This window comes from Streptomyces sp. NPDC058464, assembly GCF_042721035.1.
Lineage (GTDB): Bacteria > Actinomycetota > Actinomycetes > Streptomycetales > Streptomycetaceae > Streptomyces.
Window position 1 is genome coordinate 105,572 of the sequence record NZ_JBHXMA010000010.1, and the last position, 14,441, is coordinate 120,012.

Sequence of the window (14,441 nt, forward strand, 5' to 3'; positions counted from 1 at the left end):
AGCCGACTCCGATCGCCGCGCGGGAGCGCACGAGGCGCCCGGCCGGGTGGGCCCGGCCGGGCGCCTGCGACAAGGACCTGACCGGCACCTACCGCGTGTGGCCCGGGAGCGTCACGCCGTCCCCGCCGTCCCCGCCGTCCTCGACAACGACGGGCTGGTGCGGCAGGGCGGTGGCCTGGCCCGGCTGCACGTCGGTGGGCTTCGCGCCCGGCACCTCGGTGAGAGTGACGCCGTCCGCCGGAGTGAGGGTGACGCCGTCCCCCTCGGTGAGAGTGGCGCCGTCCACCGGGGTGAGAGTCGCCGGCGTCCAGTCGGTCGGCACCGCGCCGGGCACCTCGGTGAGCGTGATGCCGGGGTCGTCGGTCGTGCCGTCGTCGCCGGAGGCCGCCGCGGCGGCCCCGCCCGAGGCGAGGAGCGCGACGGCGACGCCGGTGATCAGCAGGCCTCGGCGGCGGGAGACGCCGCGCCAACGTGTCTTCATGGGATCAGCTCCTTCTGGGGTGACGGGACGTGGAGCCACCGGACCCGGTGCGGCCTCCGGTCCCGTCGGGAACGAGTACGTCCCCGACTCTCGCCGCCGTCCGCTGAAGATCCGCTGAACGTCCTGAAGATCCCCTTCAGCACCGCGCGTCACCGGTGAGGCAAGGTGTACGGCATGCGTGTGCTGGTGATGGACGACGACGCCCGGCTCGTGGAGCTGCTCCAACAGGGCCTGCGGGCAGAGGGGTTCGCGGTGGACGCCGTGGGCGACGGCCTCGACGGCCTCGCCAGGGCGGCCGCCGACAGCTACGACGTGATCATCCTCGACGTGATGATGCCCGGGCTCAACGGCTACAAGGTCTGCGCCCACCTTCGCGCGGCCGGCGACAACACCCCGATCCTGATGCTGACCGCGAAGGACGGCGAGTACGACGAGGCGGAGGGCCTGGAGACCGGCGCCGACGACTACCTCACCAAGCCCTTCTCCTTCGTCGTCCTCATCGCCCGGCTGCACGCCCTGATGCGCCGCGCACGCCCCGAACGGCAGATCGTCCGGCACTTCGGGGACCTGGAGATCGACACCGGCGCCCGCCGCTGCCGCCGCGCCGGTACGGACATCGCCCTCACGCCCCGTGAGTTCGACGTCCTGGTACTGCTCGCGGCATCCCCGGACGTCGCCGTCACCAAGGCCGCCATCCTCGAACACGTCTGGGACAGCGCGTACGAGGGCGGTCCGAACATCGTGGAGGTCAACGTCAGTGCGCTACGCCGAAAAATCGACCGGCCCTTCGGCCGGGCCAGCATCGAAACCGTACCCGGCGGAGCCTACCGACTCCGCTCCGACGGATCCTGACCGCAGCAGGCGACGGCGACGCCCGCGGCTGTGGCCGCGCACGGTGCGGGGCCGTGCCACCCTGGCCGTCGCCCTCGTCGCCGGTATCGCCCTCGCCGCCAGCTCGGCGGTACTGCTCTACGCCGTCCACACCAACCTGGTCGGCTCCGCCCGGACCGCGGCCCGCGACCACGTCGAGCAGGCCGCCCGCCGACTCGACGCCGGCGCACCCGTGGCGGAGGTGCTGACCGCCCTGCCGGACGTCACCGTGGTCACCGGGGACGACTCCCACGGCACGCAGACCGGTGAGTCCGACGACGGCGAGGCGACCGCCTCCGTCGACACCACCGCCGGGCTGATGCTGGTGCAGGCGTACCCCGACCTGGCTCCCGCCCGCACCGCCGTCGTCATCCTGACCTGGGCCCTGGTCCCCGGCGCCGCCCTGATGGTCCTCCTGGTGGCCGGTCTGAACTGGTACGCCATGGGCCGGGCGCTGCGGCCGGTCGAGGACATCCGTGCCGAGTTCGCCGACATCACGGCCCACAGTCTCCACAACCGGGTCCCGGTGCCCGGCTCCGAGGACGAGGTCGCCTCGCTGGCCGAGACGATGAACGGCACCCTCGACCAGCTCCAGCGCGCCGTCGAGCGGCTGCGCACCTTCACCTCGGACGCCTCGCACGAACTGCGCGGCCCCCTCACCACCCTGAAGGCCCGTCTCGAACTGGCCCTGGCCCGCCCCGACCGCGCCGAGTGGCCCGCGGTCGGCCGGGAGGCGCTGCGCGACACCGTCCGTCTCGAGGAGATCGTCGACGACCTGCTGCTCCTCGCCCGCCTGGACGCGCACCGGCCGCTGAAACTCCAACCGCTGGGCGTGACCGACCTCCTGCGCCGGACCATAGCCGAGCGGTACCCCCATAGGCCCGTCGTCCTCGTCGCGCCCGCGGAGCCCGACGAGCCGGTCCTCGGCAGCCGTACCGCACTCGCCCGCCTCTTCTCGAACCTCCTGGACAACGGCCTGCGGCACGCGCACAGCACCGTCACCGTCGAGATGCGCCACACCGAGGGCGAAGCGGTCGTCGAGGTCCGCGACGACGGGCCGGGCATCCCCGAACCCGACCGCGAACGGGTCTTCCACCGCTTCACCCGGCTGGACAACGCCCGTACCCGCGACGCGGGCGGCACCGGTCTCGGGCTCGCCATCGCCCGCGACATCGCGACCGCCCACGGCGGGACGCTCACCGCCCAGCCACCTCGCGCCGCCGACCCCGGCGCCCGCCTCGTGCTGACCCTGCCCCGGACGGCCACCGCCCTCACCCGTTCATGTGAGGGACAGGCCGCCCACGGCTGATCGACCCTGGTGCGGAACCGGCCGGGAAGCCCTCCCGAGGCCGGTCGCAGACTCCGGGGAGAGGTGGATCCGATGGTGCAGAGCTACACCGAGGCGCCGATCAGCAAGGTGACGGCCGCGGGCGGCGTGGAGTACGCGTACCGCGAGGTCGGCGAGGGCGGTGTGCCGTTGGTCCTGCTGGTGCACTTCCGCGGCAACCTCGACAACTGGGACCCCGCGCTGGTGGACGCCCTGGCCCGGGGCCGGCGCGTCATCGCCTTCGACAACACCGGCGTCGGCGGATCCGGCGGCACCACGCCGGGCACGGTGGCGCAGATGGCGGTGGACGCCATCGCCTTCATCGACGCGCTGGAACTGGACCAGGTCGACGTCCTCGGGTTCTCGCTCGGGTCCTTCGTGGCCCAGGAGATCACGCTGATCCGGCCGGCGCTGGTACGGCGTCTCGTGCTGGCCTCGTCCGCACCCCAGGGAGCGCCCGGCATGCACGGGTGGGCACAGTGGGTCATCGATTCGGTCGGACAGGTCAGGACCGACCCCGCGAAGATGCTCGACGTCTTCTACACCCGGTCCGCCGAGAGCCGGAAGTCGGGCGAGGCCGCGCTCGGCCGCATGTTCACCCGGGGCGAGCTGGACACGCCGACGACGTGGCAGACGCGTCAGGCGCAGTACGACGCGGTGTGCGCCTGGGGCATCCCCGATGTCGGGCTCCTGGAGCGGGTGACCGCGATCCAGGTGCCGGTGTTCGTCGCCAACGGCGACAGCGACCCGATGATCCTGCCGCGCTACTCCCACCTGCTGGCCGGGCTGATCCCCGGCGCGGAGCTGCGGATCTACCCGGACGCGGCGCACGGGTTCCTCTTCCAGCACCACGACGAGTTCGCCGCCGACGTCACCCGGTTCCTGGCCCGGCCGCAGGCCGCTGAAGGGAACGACGCCGCGTGAGCGACCTGCTGGATCTCGTCCTGCACGCCCACGGGGGCCTCCCACGGTGGCGAGAGGCGGAGACCATTCACGCCACGGGGTCCCTGGGCGGGGTCCTGTGGTCCCAGGTCGATCAGGACGGCATCCTCGCCGACGCCGACATGAGCGTCGAAGTGCAGCGCCAGCGACTGGTCTTCGAGCGCTTCACCGGCGCCGAGCTGCGGGGTGTGTTCACGCCGGAGCGGGTCGCGGTCGAGCGGCGGGACGGCGACGTCGTCGCCGAACGGACCGCTCCGCGCGAGGCCCTCCTCGGCCACGACCCGGACACCCCGTGGGACCGGCTCGACGTGCTGTACTTCGCGGGCTACGCCATGTGGAACTACCTCACGGCCCCCTACCTGCTGACCCGGCCCGGCGTGGTCGTCGAGGAGACGGAGCCGTGGCGGGAGGCCGGCGCGGAGTGGCGCCGGCTGCGGGCCCGGTTCCCGCACGACATGGCCACCCACTGCACGGAGCAGGTCCTCTCCTACGACCACTCCGGTCTGCTGCGGCGCCACGACTACGCGCCCGACGTCCTCGGCGGCACCCCCGCCGCACACTTCGCCGAACAACACGTGCAGGTGTCGGGACTGGTCTTCCCCACCCACCGCTACATCGTGCCCGTGCAGGACGACGGACACGCGCTGCCCGAACCACGCCTGATCACCATCGATCTCGACGAGATCTCCGTCGTCTGACTCCGTCGTCTGACTCCGTCGTCCGAGTCCGTTGTCCGACTCCGTCGTCCGACGACGGGAGAGGTTGAGAGCATGACCGAAATCCGTACTTTCCCCTCGACCACCGGCGGACGGTTCGTCGCTCCCTCGAAGGACCTCGTCCTCCCGGTGGGCGCCCATGTCGACCAGCTCTTCCGGCGGGCCATGACCGAGCCGTTCGTCCTGCAGAGGCTGTCGGAGCGCTCGTACTGGGTCGAGGTGGGGGTCTTCGCCACGCTGTTCCACGTGGGGGAGGAGTCCGTCCTCCTGATGGACCCGATCGAGCACTGCTACGACGGCGTCGTCGCGGCGATCGCGTCGGTGACGCCCAAGCCCGTCTCCACCGTCGTCTACACCCACTTCCACGCGGACCACATCGGCGACGCCCCCAGGTACGTCGAGGCGGCACGGCACGACGGCCGCGCGCTGCGGATCGTGGCCAGTGACAAGACGGCCCGGAAACTCGGGGCCGTGGACAGCGTGCTGCCGCGTCCGACCGAGACGGTCGCGTGGCCGGAGGGGAGTTTCACCTTCGAGGACCTGACGGTCCGGATGCACGGTTTCGAGTGGGCGGCGCACACCGACGACCACTCGGCATGGCTGCTGGCCGGCGAGAACATCGTGCACTGTCCCGACCTGATGGGCCCGGACCAGCCGCCCTTCTGGCACTTCACCGGCAACGAGCGTTTCCTGTTCGCGGACCGCAACCTGACCGAAGTCCGGGACATGACCTGGGACTTCCTCTCCGCGGGCCACGGGAACGTCGGCTCCCGCGCCGACGTCGAGTTCGAACTCGGCTACTACCGGGACATGCGGGACGCGGTCATCCAGGCCTTCAAGGCACATCCCATCAGCGACTTCATCGACCCCTCCCAGGGCGCCCACTCGGCCTGGTTCCCGGCGCAGCTCGCGGCCGTGGCGCGGGACGCGGTGGACCTGCTGCGACCGAAGTACGGCGAGTACTACGGCTTCGAGGCGAGCGCGCCGGCCAATGCGGAGATGGCGGCCTTCACCGTCTTCTCCTTCCGCTGACGCAACCGGCCGCCCACCCCGCCCACCTGGGTAAACTGGGGGTGCCACGCAGGTCTTGAGGAGGAGGGTCCGGGATGCCGCCGCACACCTCTTCCGCGGCCGGGCTTCCGGGCGAGGGCGACGAGCAGAACGGTCCCCCCGTCCGGCAGGCGCTGTCGGACAGCGTGTACGAGAGCATCAAGGCGATGGTCATGGACCACGAGATCGCCCCCGGCGCCCGCGTCGGCATCGACGCGCTGTCCCGCGCCCTCAAGGTCTCACCCACCCCGGTCCGGGAGGCGCTGGCCCGGCTGGAGTCCGACGGACTGGTGGTCAAGCGCGCCCTGTCCGGATACCGGGCCACGGAGCTGCTGACCCGTCAGGGCCTCGCGGAGCTCTTCGAGATGCGGCTGCTGCTGGAGCCGAGGGCCGCCGCCCTGGCCGCCGTCAACGCCACCGAGGAACAGCTGGACGGCCTGGAGCGGATCCTCGAGGAGATGCAGGCCCAGCCCAGCCCGAACGGCCGGTACGCGTCCTACCGCGACTTCGCCGGCCTCGACCAGCGCTTCCACGAGGCGATCGGACAGGCCGCGCACCGGCCGCTGCTGGCCGACGCCGTGCAGCGCCTCCACGCGCACCTGCACATCTTCCGGCTCGGCGACGTCGTCGGGGCCGGCGGCCCGACCGTCGCCGAGCACGAGCGGATCGTACGGGCCGTGCTGCGCCGCAACCCCGAGCGGGCGGCCGAGGCGATGACCGAACACCTCACCCGCAGCATGGAGCGCCAGCTCGAGGACGACGGCGGCGACGAGCCGGCTGCTCCATGAGGAACACCTGTTCCGCCGTGGCCCACCACTCACCCGGGGCCGCCTCCGGAACCGGCGTCTGACAGGGCGCGGTCAGCCGCCACCACACCCGGGTCGCCTCGTCGGCCGCCATCAGCGCCAGGTCCGCCTCGACATCCCCGCCGTGGTACTCGAAGTAGGCGAACAGCCGGTCGCCGAGCAGGTGGAACGAGTAGTTGGGGTGTGCCGCTTCGCCGACGGGTGACCGCGGCGACCGACAAGGTCGAGTCGTTCAACCGGTCAGTCGATGCCTTCGACGATGCGGAAGTCGCGCTCGACGCCGTCGGAGAGGGCGACCAGCGCCTCCTGGTAGGCCGCACTCTCGTGCGCCGCGACGGCCTCCTCGAAGCTGTCGAACTCGATCAGGACGGTACGCTCGGCGATTCCGGCGTCATGCGCCACGACCCGACCGCCACGGACGAGGACCCGGCCGCCCCCGGCCTTGACGGCCAGCGGGGCCAGCTTGTTGTAGGCAGCCAGCTTCTCAGGGTCTGAAATGGTGCGGTACACGCTGACCCAGTAGCCCTTGGGCATGGAACCTCCAGTGTCGGGACGAGTGCATCTGACTTACGGGTTGGTCTCGGACGAGCGTCGGCGGGCAAGAGCGAGGCTTGTCAGCGTCGTGATCGCCATGGCGCCGATGCCGACCAGCGCCGCGGTGGTGTAGGCGCCGTCGTCGGGGAAGAGGTGGCCGGGGCCGGTGCCCGCGGCGAGGATCAGGCCGCCGATGGCGCTGCCCAGGGAGTACCCGACGCTGCGGACGACGTAGTTGAAGCTCATGGCGCTCGACGTCTCGCTCCTGGGGGTGACGGCCAGGATGACGCCGGGCATCGCGGCCGAGAAGCCGCCGACGCCGAGGCCGAGCACGCCCATCGCCGCGAAGAGTTCGGCCAGGTCCGACCGGGCCGCCGCGAACAGGGCGAACCCGCCGCCGACCACGACGGCGCTGCCGGCCAGGAGCAGGGGGTCGGCGATCCGCGTCCGGACCCGCGGCGTGAGCTTGCCGGCGACGAACCCCAGCACCGAGAACGGGATGAGGACCAGCCCGGCGACGAAGGTCGTCAGCCCGAAGCCGTAGCCGGCGCCGTGCGGCGTCTGCGCGTACCGGGTGATGAGCGTGAGCAGGAGGTACATGCCGATCCCGCCGACGAACATGGCGAGGTTCGCCCCGGCGACCGCCGGGTGCCGCACCGCCCGCACATCGACCAGGGGCGTCGTGCTGCGCAGCTCGACGACGGCCCAGACGCAGAGCAGCACCACCGCGACGACGGCGAGGCCCGCCGCCACGGCGAGGTGCCGGCTCCACAGATTCCGTTCGCCGGCGAGGAACAGCACCAGGAGCAGCGCAGCGGCCAGGACGACCGCGCCTGCCACGTCCACGTGGGCGGAGCGGCCTTCGGGGGCTTCGGGCATGGAACGCCACGCGGTCAGGAGGGCGGCGGCGGTGACGACCAGGCCGAGGCCGTAGGCGGCCCGTACCCCGCCGAGCTCGGCGAGCAGTGCGGCCAGCGGGTAGCCGACGCCTGCCCCGATGATCGAGACCACCGAGATCAGGGCGATCACGGCCGCGCCGCGCTCCTCGGGGAGGTGGTCCCGGGCCACGCCCATCATCAGCGCCGTCAGCCCGAGCCCGACGCCCTGGGCCGCCCTGCCGGCCAGCAGCCACGCGAACGGCAGCGGCAGCACGGTGAGCGCGCTGCCGGCGACGACGACCGCCAGCGTGGCGAGGATCGTGGCCCGCCGGTGCCGGCCGGCTCCGAGCCGGCCCAGGACCGGCGTGGCGACGGCGCCGCTGAGCAGCGCGACGGTCAGCGTCCACTGCGCGCTGCCGAGCGAGACGTGGAACGAGGTCGCCACGCTGGTGATGAGCGGTGTCCCGAGGCTGGCGACCGCCGCCACGACCAGAGCGATGAACACCAGGGCGGGGACCAGCAGCCGCGCCTCGGAACGCGCCACCGGGAACGCCTTCGCCGCGACCCCGCCGACCGGCTGCCCGGTCACTGCTTCGGCCCTTCGCGGTCCTGGCTTTCGAGCTCTGCCAGATGCTTCAGCGCCGGAAGGGCCGCCACCAGCGCCTCGATCTCGTCGCCGGTGAGCTCGCCGATCAACCGCTCGAACGCGTGGACGCCCGCCTGGTGCCGCGTCCGGACATAGGAGGCGCCGGCCTCGGTCAGGCACACCAGCGTGACCCGCTTGTCGGAGGCGTCGCCCCGCCGCTCGACCAGGCCGGACTCCTCCATCACCCGGACCAGGGCGGTCATCGCGGGCTGGGTGACGCCCTCGACCGCGGCCAGATCGGTGATGCGCCGCGGGCCGGTCCGGTCCAGGGTGGCCAGGGTGGCGGCGGACGTCAGGCTCATGTCCCGGGGCAGGCGTCTCGCGGCCCTGGTGGCCAGGCCGTAGAGGGCTGCCCCGATGGCGGCGGACGCACCAGGAGCGGTGTCTTGACGACTCACCCTCGAAGCATAGCATTTTTATATTCATAGTTTATGCAAATGGTCGACCGGCGCGACCGCCCTCGGCGAGCCGGTCACGGAAGTCGGACAGCGAATCCTGCTGCGAGGGTCAGCCTCCAACACCGTGGCCCGGGCAGGTGATCCGACAGCGCAGAGCGATACCCGCGCTGTTCTGCCGGTGGCAGAACACCGGCCGGACCGGGCTCGACGATCACTACGGTCCGGTCTCATGACGACGATGACGACGCGTACGGTCGAGTATCCGGCCGACGGTCTGACGATGATCGGGCACCTAGCGCTCCCGGCCGGGGTCGACCGCCGGCCCGCGGTGCTGCTCGGACCGGAGGGCATGGGGCTCAGCGACGTCGAGCGTCGCCGGGCCGACGCTCTCGCCGAGCTGGGATACATAGCGCTGGCCTTCGACCTTCATGGCGGGCGCTATCTGGGCGACCCCGAGGAGATGCTGGCCCGTTGTCTGCCGCTGCTTGCTGATCCCGACCGGATGCGGGATATCGGCCACGCGGCGCTCGACGTGCTGTGCGCCGAACCACGGACCGACCCCGACCGGATCGCCGCCGTCGGCTACGGCACCGGGGGCGCCATCGGGCTGGAACTCGGGCGCCACGGCGTCAACCTGCAGGCCATCGGGACTGTCAACGCACTGACCACGGGCCGACCGGGCGAGGCGGCGCGCATTCGCTGCCCGGTGTGGGCCGGGGTCGGTTCGGAAGACCCGATCATGCCGCCCGCGCAACGGAACGCGTTCACCGCCGAGATGCAGGCCGCGGGCGTCGACTGGCGCCTCACGGTCTACGGCGGCGCCCTGCACGCCTTCCACCACCCGCCGGTCGACCACCCCACGGTCCCCGGTGTCGGCTACCACCCACGGCACGCGCAGCGAGCCTGGCGCGACGTCGTCGACCTGCTCGCCGAGTGCCTGCCCGTGACCGAACCCGGGAGCGGGGGGCGTACTTCAATGTGACAGCGCCGGAGCCGGTCCGGCATCGGCTCCGGCACCTTGCGGTGCAACTCGCGGTATCTGTCGAGCTGTTCCGGTCGTACGGCGATGACCTGCGCCACCCGCCTCATGAGCGCACCGCGTCGCGGTCGTGGATCAGGCGGATGATCCGGCCGCTCATCCGGTCGTAGTCCCGGTCGTTGTCGACCTCGCCGCGGACGCGGTGGTCGGTCATGACGACGATCCGGTCGGCGAGGGTGACCATCTCCGCGAGGTCGCTGCTGATCAGCAGGATCGGCAGGCCGTCACGGGCCAGGTCCCAGAGGAGTTCGTGGAAGGCGCGTTTGGTGCGCACGTCGACGCCCACCGTCGGTTCGTCGACGACGAGCAACCGGGTGTCGGCGGCCAGCCACTTGGCGAGGCTGACCTTCTGCTGGTTGCCGCCGGAGAGCTCACCGGCGTTCTGCGCGAGGCCGGTGATCCGGATGCCGAGCCGGTCGACGAGGTCCTGGGCGACGGCGCGTTCCTCGCCCGCCGGGACGAACCCGAGCGCCTTGGCCAGCCTCTTCCACACCGTCACCGTGATGTTGCGGACGATGGGCTGTTCCAGGAAGACGCCCTCCTCCTTGCGGTTCTCGGTCACGTACCCGATCCCGAACTCGTGCAGGGCCTGGCGGGGCGAGCCGATGCGGGCCGGCCTGCCGTGCACCCGGACCTCTCCGGCGGTGATGCGGTCGAGCCCGAGCACCGCCTTGACCAGCTCGCTCCGGCCCGCGCCGACCAGCCCGTACAGGCCGAGGATCTCCCCGGGCCGCACCGCCAGGCTGATGTCCCGGTGCCCGCCGGCCGTGGCGACCGCGTCCAGCTCCAGGACCGGCGCGGCGGACCGGTCGACCGTGCGCGGGAGCATCTCGGCCGCCGCGTGGGCGCGGCCCACCATCAGGCTCACGATGTCGTCGTGGGAGTGGTCGGCCAGCGGCGACGACTCCAGCACCGACTTCCCGTCCCGCAGCACGGTGACCGTGTCGCAGAGGGCGAAGACCTCCTCCAGTTTGTGGCTGACGAAGACGACACAGGCACCGCGCTCGGCCAGCCGCCGGACCACCGCGAACAGGTGCTCCGTCTCCTCGGGGGAGAGGGAGGCGGTGGGCTCGTCCAGGAGCAGCACCCGGCTCTCGGTGTACAGGGCCTTGGCGATCTCCACCAACTGCTGCTGGGCGACGGACAGCTCGCGCACCGGCCGGTCCGGGTCGAGGTCGACGCCCAGCTCCGTGAGGCAGGCGACGGCCGGTTCGGTCATGGCCGCGTAGTCGACCAGACCACGGCGTGCGGGCGGCTTCTGCAGGGTGATGTTCTCGGCCACCGAGAAGCCGGGGATGAGGTTGCGTTCCTGGTGGACGACGCCGATGCCGGTCCGGGTCGCCTCCAGGGGAGAGCGCAGCTGCACCGGTTCGCCGCACCAGGCGAGGGTGCCGCCGTCGGGGGAGTGCACCCCGGTCAGGACCTTGATGAGGGTGGACTTGCCGGCGCCGTTCTCACCGAGGAGCGCGTGCACGGAGCCGGCGGTGAGCCGCAGCCGCACGCCGTCCAGGGCGCGGACGCCGGGGAAGACCTTCACGAGGTCGTGGCATTCGAGGAGGACCGTACTCATCGGGCGCCTCCCGGCTGCGGTGACGGCGTGGTGGCGGCCTTCGCCAGCCGCGTCTGGTGCAGGTGCCCGCCGGCGACCGTGCCGAGCACGACCAGGCCGATCAGCAGGTTGACCCAGCTCGGGTCCAGCGAGAACTGGGCGCGGGCCGCGTCGATGAGCCGGGTCACGAAGGCCGCGAGGACGGTCCCGAACACCGCGATGGAGCCACCGGTCAGCGCGACCCCGCCGATGATCGGCGCGGCGAAGCTGGGCAGCAGCCAGTCGCCGCCGACGCTGCGGTTGACGCCCGGCAGCGAGGCGGTGGCGGTGACGGCGGCCACGCCGACGAGCAGCCCGGACAGGGTGTGCGCGGCCACGATCTGCCGGTCGGTGGAGATGCCCGACAGCCGTGCGGCCAGCGGGTTGCCGCCGGCCGCGAGCAGCCGCCGGCCGGCGACCGTGCGGTACATGAACGCGCCCAGCAGGACGGCCGCGACGATCGCCGTGACGAAGACGAGCGGGATGTCCAGCGGCGCCGCCGTGCCCAGGTCGCGCAGCGTGGCGGAGTAGCCGTCGACGGTCCGGGTGCCGACCAGCCGGTACTGCGCTCCCAGCAGGATCGTCATCGTGGCGAGGGTGACGATGAACCCGTTGATCTGCGTGGCCACGATGACGACACCGGTCACCAGGCCGACGGCGGTCGCCGTCAGCAGCCCCACGAGCACGGCGACCCCGGCCGGCACCCCGTGGTCGGCCATCAGGACGCCCGTCAGGCAGGCGGTGAAGCCGCCCAGGGCGCCGACGGCGAGATTGAGCTGGCCCACGCACAGCGCCACCATCTGGGCGAGGCCGATGAGGATGGGCGTGGCGAGGTACTGGAGGAAGACCCGTACCGAGGGGCCCTCGAAGAAGGAGCCCGACGACGCCACCTCCAGCGCCACCGCCCCTGCCACGACGACCAGCAGCAGCATGGCCGTCGTCGTACGGGAGAACCGGTGCAGCGCCGCGGCGGCCCGGCTCTGCTGGTCGCGGATCGTGCTCATGTGGAGCGCACCACCTTGCGATAGGACACCACGGTGCGGATCCGGTCTGCCGACAGGGCAAGCAGCAGGATGCAGCCGAGGTAGATGTTGAGGCTTTCCAGGCCGACGCCGAGCAGGTCGAGCCCCTTGCGGATCACGCCGACCAGCGCGGTGCCGAGCAGCGTGCCCAGCACGGACACCACCCCGCCGGTGAGCAGGGTGCCGCCGAGCACCGCGCCCAGGAAGGACGGCAGCATGAAGTCGTCGCCGATGGAGGCGCGGAACGTGCCCGTCCCGGCGGCGGCCATGAACCCGGCGAGCGCCGCGAGCAGCCCGGAGAGGGTGTGGGCGAGCAGGACCCGGCGTCCGGTGGGGATGCCGGACAGCTCGGCGGCGGCCGGGTTCGCCCCGGTCAGCAGCAGTTCCCGGCCGATGCGGGTGCAGCCGTACAGGAAGCCGAGACCGAGCATGGCGAACACGGTGAACTGGGCCAGTTGCGGGATCGCCGGGGAGCCGCAGACCGGGCCCACGCAGATGTCCGCCAGCGAGTAGGACCGCAGTGCGTCGATGCCGGCCGGGCGGGTGGTGAAGGCGGCGTCCTCGGTGAGCGCCGAGTACATCAGGGACACCAGGCCCAGCAGGGCGAAGTCCATCGCCAGCGTGACGACGAAGGAGCTCACCCCGGTACGTGCGATCAGCCAGCCGGTGACCGCGCCGATCGCCGCGCCCGCGACCAGGCACAGCAACAGGCCCAACTGCATGGGCAGATGGAGCTTGTCGTAGCCGAGGCCCGCGAACATGGCGCCGAAGGCCGCCATCCGCCCGACCGCGAGGTTCATGTGCCCCACGGACAGGGCGACCATCTGGGCGAGCGCGACGACGGTCAGCGTGGCGACGTCCCGCAGCAGTGGGAAGAGCACCAGGCGCTGGTCGAGGAAGGCGGGCCGGAGCACGCCGAACAGGATGCTCAGCGCGATGACCAGCACCAGCAGACCGAGCCGCTGGTTGACCCAGAACGGCATCCGGTGGGCGGGCGCCTTCTCCTCCGGGACGGTCTGCGGCGGGCTGACGGACGTCGTCATGCCACCCTCCGGTCGTCGAGGGCGTCCAGGTCCCAGTCGATGCCGATCCCCGGCACGTCCGGGGCCACCGCCAGGCCGTCGCGGATGGTCAGCTCGGTCCGGGTCACGGCCCGCAACTGCGGGATGTACTCGACGAAGCTGCCGTTGGGCACCGCGGCGGCCAGGCTGACGTGCAGCTCCATCAGGAAGTGCGGGCAGACCATCACGTTGTGGCTCTCCGCCAGGTGCGCGGCCTTCAGCCACGGGGTGATGCCGCCGATCCGCGCCGCGTCGACCTGCACGACGGACGCGGCACCCGTCTCCAGGTAGCTGCGGAACTGCATGAGCGAGTACATGGACTCGCCGACGGCCACCGGGATCCGCGTCGCCCGCGCGAGCCGGGCATGCCCGCTGATGTCGTCCGCGGGCAGCGGCTCCTCCAGCCAGTACGGGTCGTACGGCTCCAACGCGGCCGCGAGCCGGAGCGCCGAGGACGCCGTCTGGGACTGGTTGGCATCGGTCATGACGTGCAGCGTGGGACCGACCGCCTCGCGCACGGCGCGCAGCCGCTCCGCGTCCTCGGCGGGATGCGGCCTGCCCACCTTGACCTTGACGCCCGCCCAGCCCGCCTCCTGGGCCCGCAGGGCGCCCTTGACCAGTTCCTCGGTGCTCAGATGGAGCCAGCCGCCCTCGGTGTCGTAGACCGGCACCTCCTGGCGGTGTCCGCCGGCCAGCCGCCACAGCGGCTCCCCGGCCCGCTTGCACCGCACGTCCCACAGCGCGGTGTCCACGGTGGCGAGGGCCAGGGAGGTGATGGCGCCGGTGGTGGTGGCCCGGGTCAGGGCGAACAGCCGCTGCCACAGCGCCTCGACGTTGCGGGCGTCCTGTCCGACGAGGGCGGGCAGCAGATGGTCCTGCAGCAGGGCCAGTACGGAGGTGCCGCCGGTGCCGATCGTGTACGCGTAGCCGGTGCCCGCGAGACCGTCCGCCGTCGCCAGGTCGACCAGGACCGTCTCCTGTTTGACGAAGGACTGCACCGCGTCGGTCCGGTCCGTCTCGACGGCGATGTCGACCAGCCGGGCGGTCGCGGTCGTGATGATGCTCATCGATGTCCGTTCTCTT

At 72.0% G+C, this 14,441-nt stretch carries 15 protein-coding genes and 2 pseudogenes; 7 read left to right on the plus strand and 10 right to left on the minus strand.

The window, feature by feature from the left end:
• Positions 1 to 88 precede the first annotated feature (88 nt).
• Complete coding sequence (locus ACFWPQ_RS15945) at positions 89 to 481, minus strand: hypothetical protein (protein WP_384034061.1); 393 nt, start codon at positions 479 to 481, stop codon at positions 89 to 91.
• A 174-nt stretch (positions 482 to 655) separates the two neighbouring features.
• Here ACFWPQ_RS15945 and ACFWPQ_RS15950 point away from each other — a divergent pair, with 174 nt between their 5' ends.
• The 6 genes from ACFWPQ_RS15950 (at position 656) to ACFWPQ_RS15975 (ending at position 6,174) form a co-directional block, all read left to right on the plus strand.
• Positions 656 to 1,333, plus strand: a complete 678-nt coding sequence (locus ACFWPQ_RS15950; protein WP_384034064.1) for a response regulator transcription factor — start codon at positions 656 to 658, stop codon at positions 1,331 to 1,333.
• Positions 1,334 to 1,376: 43 nt separating this feature from the next.
• Positions 1,377 to 2,660, plus strand: a complete 1,284-nt coding sequence (locus ACFWPQ_RS15955; RefSeq protein ID WP_384034067.1) for a sensor histidine kinase — start codon at positions 1,377 to 1,379, stop codon at positions 2,658 to 2,660.
• Positions 2,661 to 2,732: 72 nt separating this feature from the next.
• Positions 2,733 to 3,602 (plus strand): alpha/beta fold hydrolase, encoded by an 870-nt coding sequence (locus ACFWPQ_RS15960; protein WP_384034070.1) that lies wholly within the window; start codon positions 2,733 to 2,735, stop codon positions 3,600 to 3,602.
• On the plus strand, positions 3,599 to 4,318 hold the full coding sequence (locus ACFWPQ_RS15965; protein ID WP_384034072.1) for a hypothetical protein: 720 nt from the start codon (positions 3,599 to 3,601) through the stop codon (positions 4,316 to 4,318). The genes ACFWPQ_RS15960 and ACFWPQ_RS15965 overlap by 4 nt, the downstream gene beginning before the upstream one ends.
• A gap of 72 nt (positions 4,319 to 4,390) precedes the next feature.
• Complete coding sequence (locus ACFWPQ_RS15970; protein ID WP_384034075.1) at positions 4,391 to 5,368, plus strand: MBL fold metallo-hydrolase; 978 nt, start codon at positions 4,391 to 4,393, stop codon at positions 5,366 to 5,368.
• 74 nt (positions 5,369 to 5,442) lie between these two features.
• A complete protein-coding gene (locus ACFWPQ_RS15975; protein WP_384034077.1) occupies positions 5,443 to 6,174 on the plus strand; it encodes a GntR family transcriptional regulator in 732 nt (243 codons plus the stop codon).
• On the opposite strand, the pseudogene ACFWPQ_RS15980 reads toward ACFWPQ_RS15975, so the two are convergent.
• From ACFWPQ_RS15980 to ACFWPQ_RS15995, 4 genes and pseudogenes are all read right to left on the minus strand, one after another.
• Positions 6,113 to 6,367, minus strand: a pseudogene (locus tag ACFWPQ_RS15980) (L-rhamnose mutarotase); the annotation flags it as partial. The gene ACFWPQ_RS15975 and the pseudogene ACFWPQ_RS15980 sit on opposite strands and share 62 nt — an antisense overlap.
• Before the next feature lie 65 nt (positions 6,368 to 6,432).
• Complete coding sequence (locus ACFWPQ_RS15985) at positions 6,433 to 6,726, minus strand: DUF1330 domain-containing protein (protein WP_384034080.1); 294 nt, start codon at positions 6,724 to 6,726, stop codon at positions 6,433 to 6,435.
• A gap of 33 nt (positions 6,727 to 6,759) precedes the next feature.
• Positions 6,760 to 8,193, minus strand: coding sequence for an MFS transporter (locus ACFWPQ_RS15990; protein WP_384034082.1), 1,434 nt, complete (start codon positions 8,191 to 8,193; stop codon positions 6,760 to 6,762).
• Positions 8,190 to 8,552, minus strand: a complete 363-nt coding sequence (locus ACFWPQ_RS15995; protein ID WP_384034395.1) for a MarR family winged helix-turn-helix transcriptional regulator — start codon at positions 8,550 to 8,552, stop codon at positions 8,190 to 8,192. The genes ACFWPQ_RS15990 and ACFWPQ_RS15995 overlap by 4 nt, the downstream gene beginning before the upstream one ends.
• 325 nt (positions 8,553 to 8,877) lie before the next feature.
• Here ACFWPQ_RS15995 and ACFWPQ_RS16000 point away from each other — a divergent pair, with 325 nt between their 5' ends.
• The gene (locus ACFWPQ_RS16000) at positions 8,878 to 9,630 is read left to right on the plus strand and encodes a dienelactone hydrolase family protein (RefSeq protein ID WP_384034085.1); all 753 of its coding nucleotides are present in this window, start codon (positions 8,878 to 8,880) and stop codon (positions 9,628 to 9,630) included.
• Positions 9,631 to 9,671: 41 nt separating this feature from the next.
• Here ACFWPQ_RS16000 and ACFWPQ_RS16005 read toward each other — a convergent pair.
• The 5 genes and pseudogenes from ACFWPQ_RS16005 to ACFWPQ_RS16025 form a co-directional block, all read right to left on the minus strand.
• A pseudogene (locus tag ACFWPQ_RS16005) lies at positions 9,672 to 9,737 on the minus strand (L-rhamnose mutarotase); the annotation flags it as partial.
• A complete protein-coding gene (locus ACFWPQ_RS16010; protein ID WP_384034088.1) occupies positions 9,734 to 11,257 on the minus strand; it encodes a sugar ABC transporter ATP-binding protein in 1,524 nt (507 codons plus the stop codon). The pseudogene ACFWPQ_RS16005 and the gene ACFWPQ_RS16010, both read right to left, overlap by 4 nt.
• Positions 11,254 to 12,279: an ABC transporter permease gene (locus ACFWPQ_RS16015; protein WP_384034090.1), complete on the minus strand. Its 1,026-nt coding sequence runs from the start codon at positions 12,277 to 12,279 to the stop codon at positions 11,254 to 11,256. Before ACFWPQ_RS16015 ends, ACFWPQ_RS16010 begins: the two co-directional genes overlap by 4 nt.
• Complete coding sequence (locus tag ACFWPQ_RS16020; RefSeq protein ID WP_384034093.1) at positions 12,276 to 13,340, minus strand: ABC transporter permease; 1,065 nt, start codon at positions 13,338 to 13,340, stop codon at positions 12,276 to 12,278. The genes ACFWPQ_RS16015 and ACFWPQ_RS16020 overlap by 4 nt, the downstream gene beginning before the upstream one ends.
• The gene (locus ACFWPQ_RS16025) at positions 13,337 to 14,425 is read right to left on the minus strand and encodes a mandelate racemase/muconate lactonizing enzyme family protein (protein WP_384034096.1); all 1,089 of its coding nucleotides are present in this window, start codon (positions 14,423 to 14,425) and stop codon (positions 13,337 to 13,339) included. The genes ACFWPQ_RS16020 and ACFWPQ_RS16025 overlap by 4 nt, the downstream gene beginning before the upstream one ends.
• Positions 14,426 to 14,441 lie beyond the last annotated feature (16 nt).

What these genes read in the sequence shown, in the direction of transcription:
- ACFWPQ_RS15945 (WP_384034061.1), bottom strand. Translation starts at nt 481, where the DNA reads ATGAAGACACGTTGGCGCGGCGTCTCCCGCCGCCGAGGCCTGCTGATC.
- ACFWPQ_RS15950 (WP_384034064.1), top strand. Translation starts at nt 656, where the DNA reads ATGCGTGTGCTGGTGATGGACGACGACGCCCGGCTCGTGGAGCTGCTC.
- ACFWPQ_RS15960 (WP_384034070.1), top strand. Translation starts at nt 2,733, where the DNA reads ATGGTGCAGAGCTACACCGAGGCGCCGATCAGCAAGGTGACGGCCGCG.
- ACFWPQ_RS15970 (WP_384034075.1), top strand. Translation starts at nt 4,391, where the DNA reads ATGACCGAAATCCGTACTTTCCCCTCGACCACCGGCGGACGGTTCGTC.
- ACFWPQ_RS15975 (WP_384034077.1), top strand. Translation starts at nt 5,443, where the DNA reads ATGCCGCCGCACACCTCTTCCGCGGCCGGGCTTCCGGGCGAGGGCGAC.
- ACFWPQ_RS15985 (WP_384034080.1), bottom strand. Translation starts at nt 6,726, where the DNA reads ATGCCCAAGGGCTACTGGGTCAGCGTGTACCGCACCATTTCAGACCCT.
- ACFWPQ_RS15995 (WP_384034395.1), bottom strand. Translation starts at nt 8,552, where the DNA reads ATGAGCCTGACGTCCGCCGCCACCCTGGCCACCCTGGACCGGACCGGC.
- ACFWPQ_RS16000 (WP_384034085.1), top strand. Translation starts at nt 8,878, where the DNA reads ATGACGACGATGACGACGCGTACGGTCGAGTATCCGGCCGACGGTCTG.
- ACFWPQ_RS16010 (WP_384034088.1), bottom strand. Translation starts at nt 11,257, where the DNA reads ATGAGTACGGTCCTCCTCGAATGCCACGACCTCGTGAAGGTCTTCCCC.
- ACFWPQ_RS16015 (WP_384034090.1), bottom strand. Translation starts at nt 12,279, where the DNA reads ATGAGCACGATCCGCGACCAGCAGAGCCGGGCCGCCGCGGCGCTGCAC.
- ACFWPQ_RS16020 (WP_384034093.1), bottom strand. Translation starts at nt 13,340, where the DNA reads ATGACGACGTCCGTCAGCCCGCCGCAGACCGTCCCGGAGGAGAAGGCG.
- ACFWPQ_RS16025 (WP_384034096.1), bottom strand. Translation starts at nt 14,425, where the DNA reads ATGAGCATCATCACGACCGCGACCGCCCGGCTGGTCGACATCGCCGTC.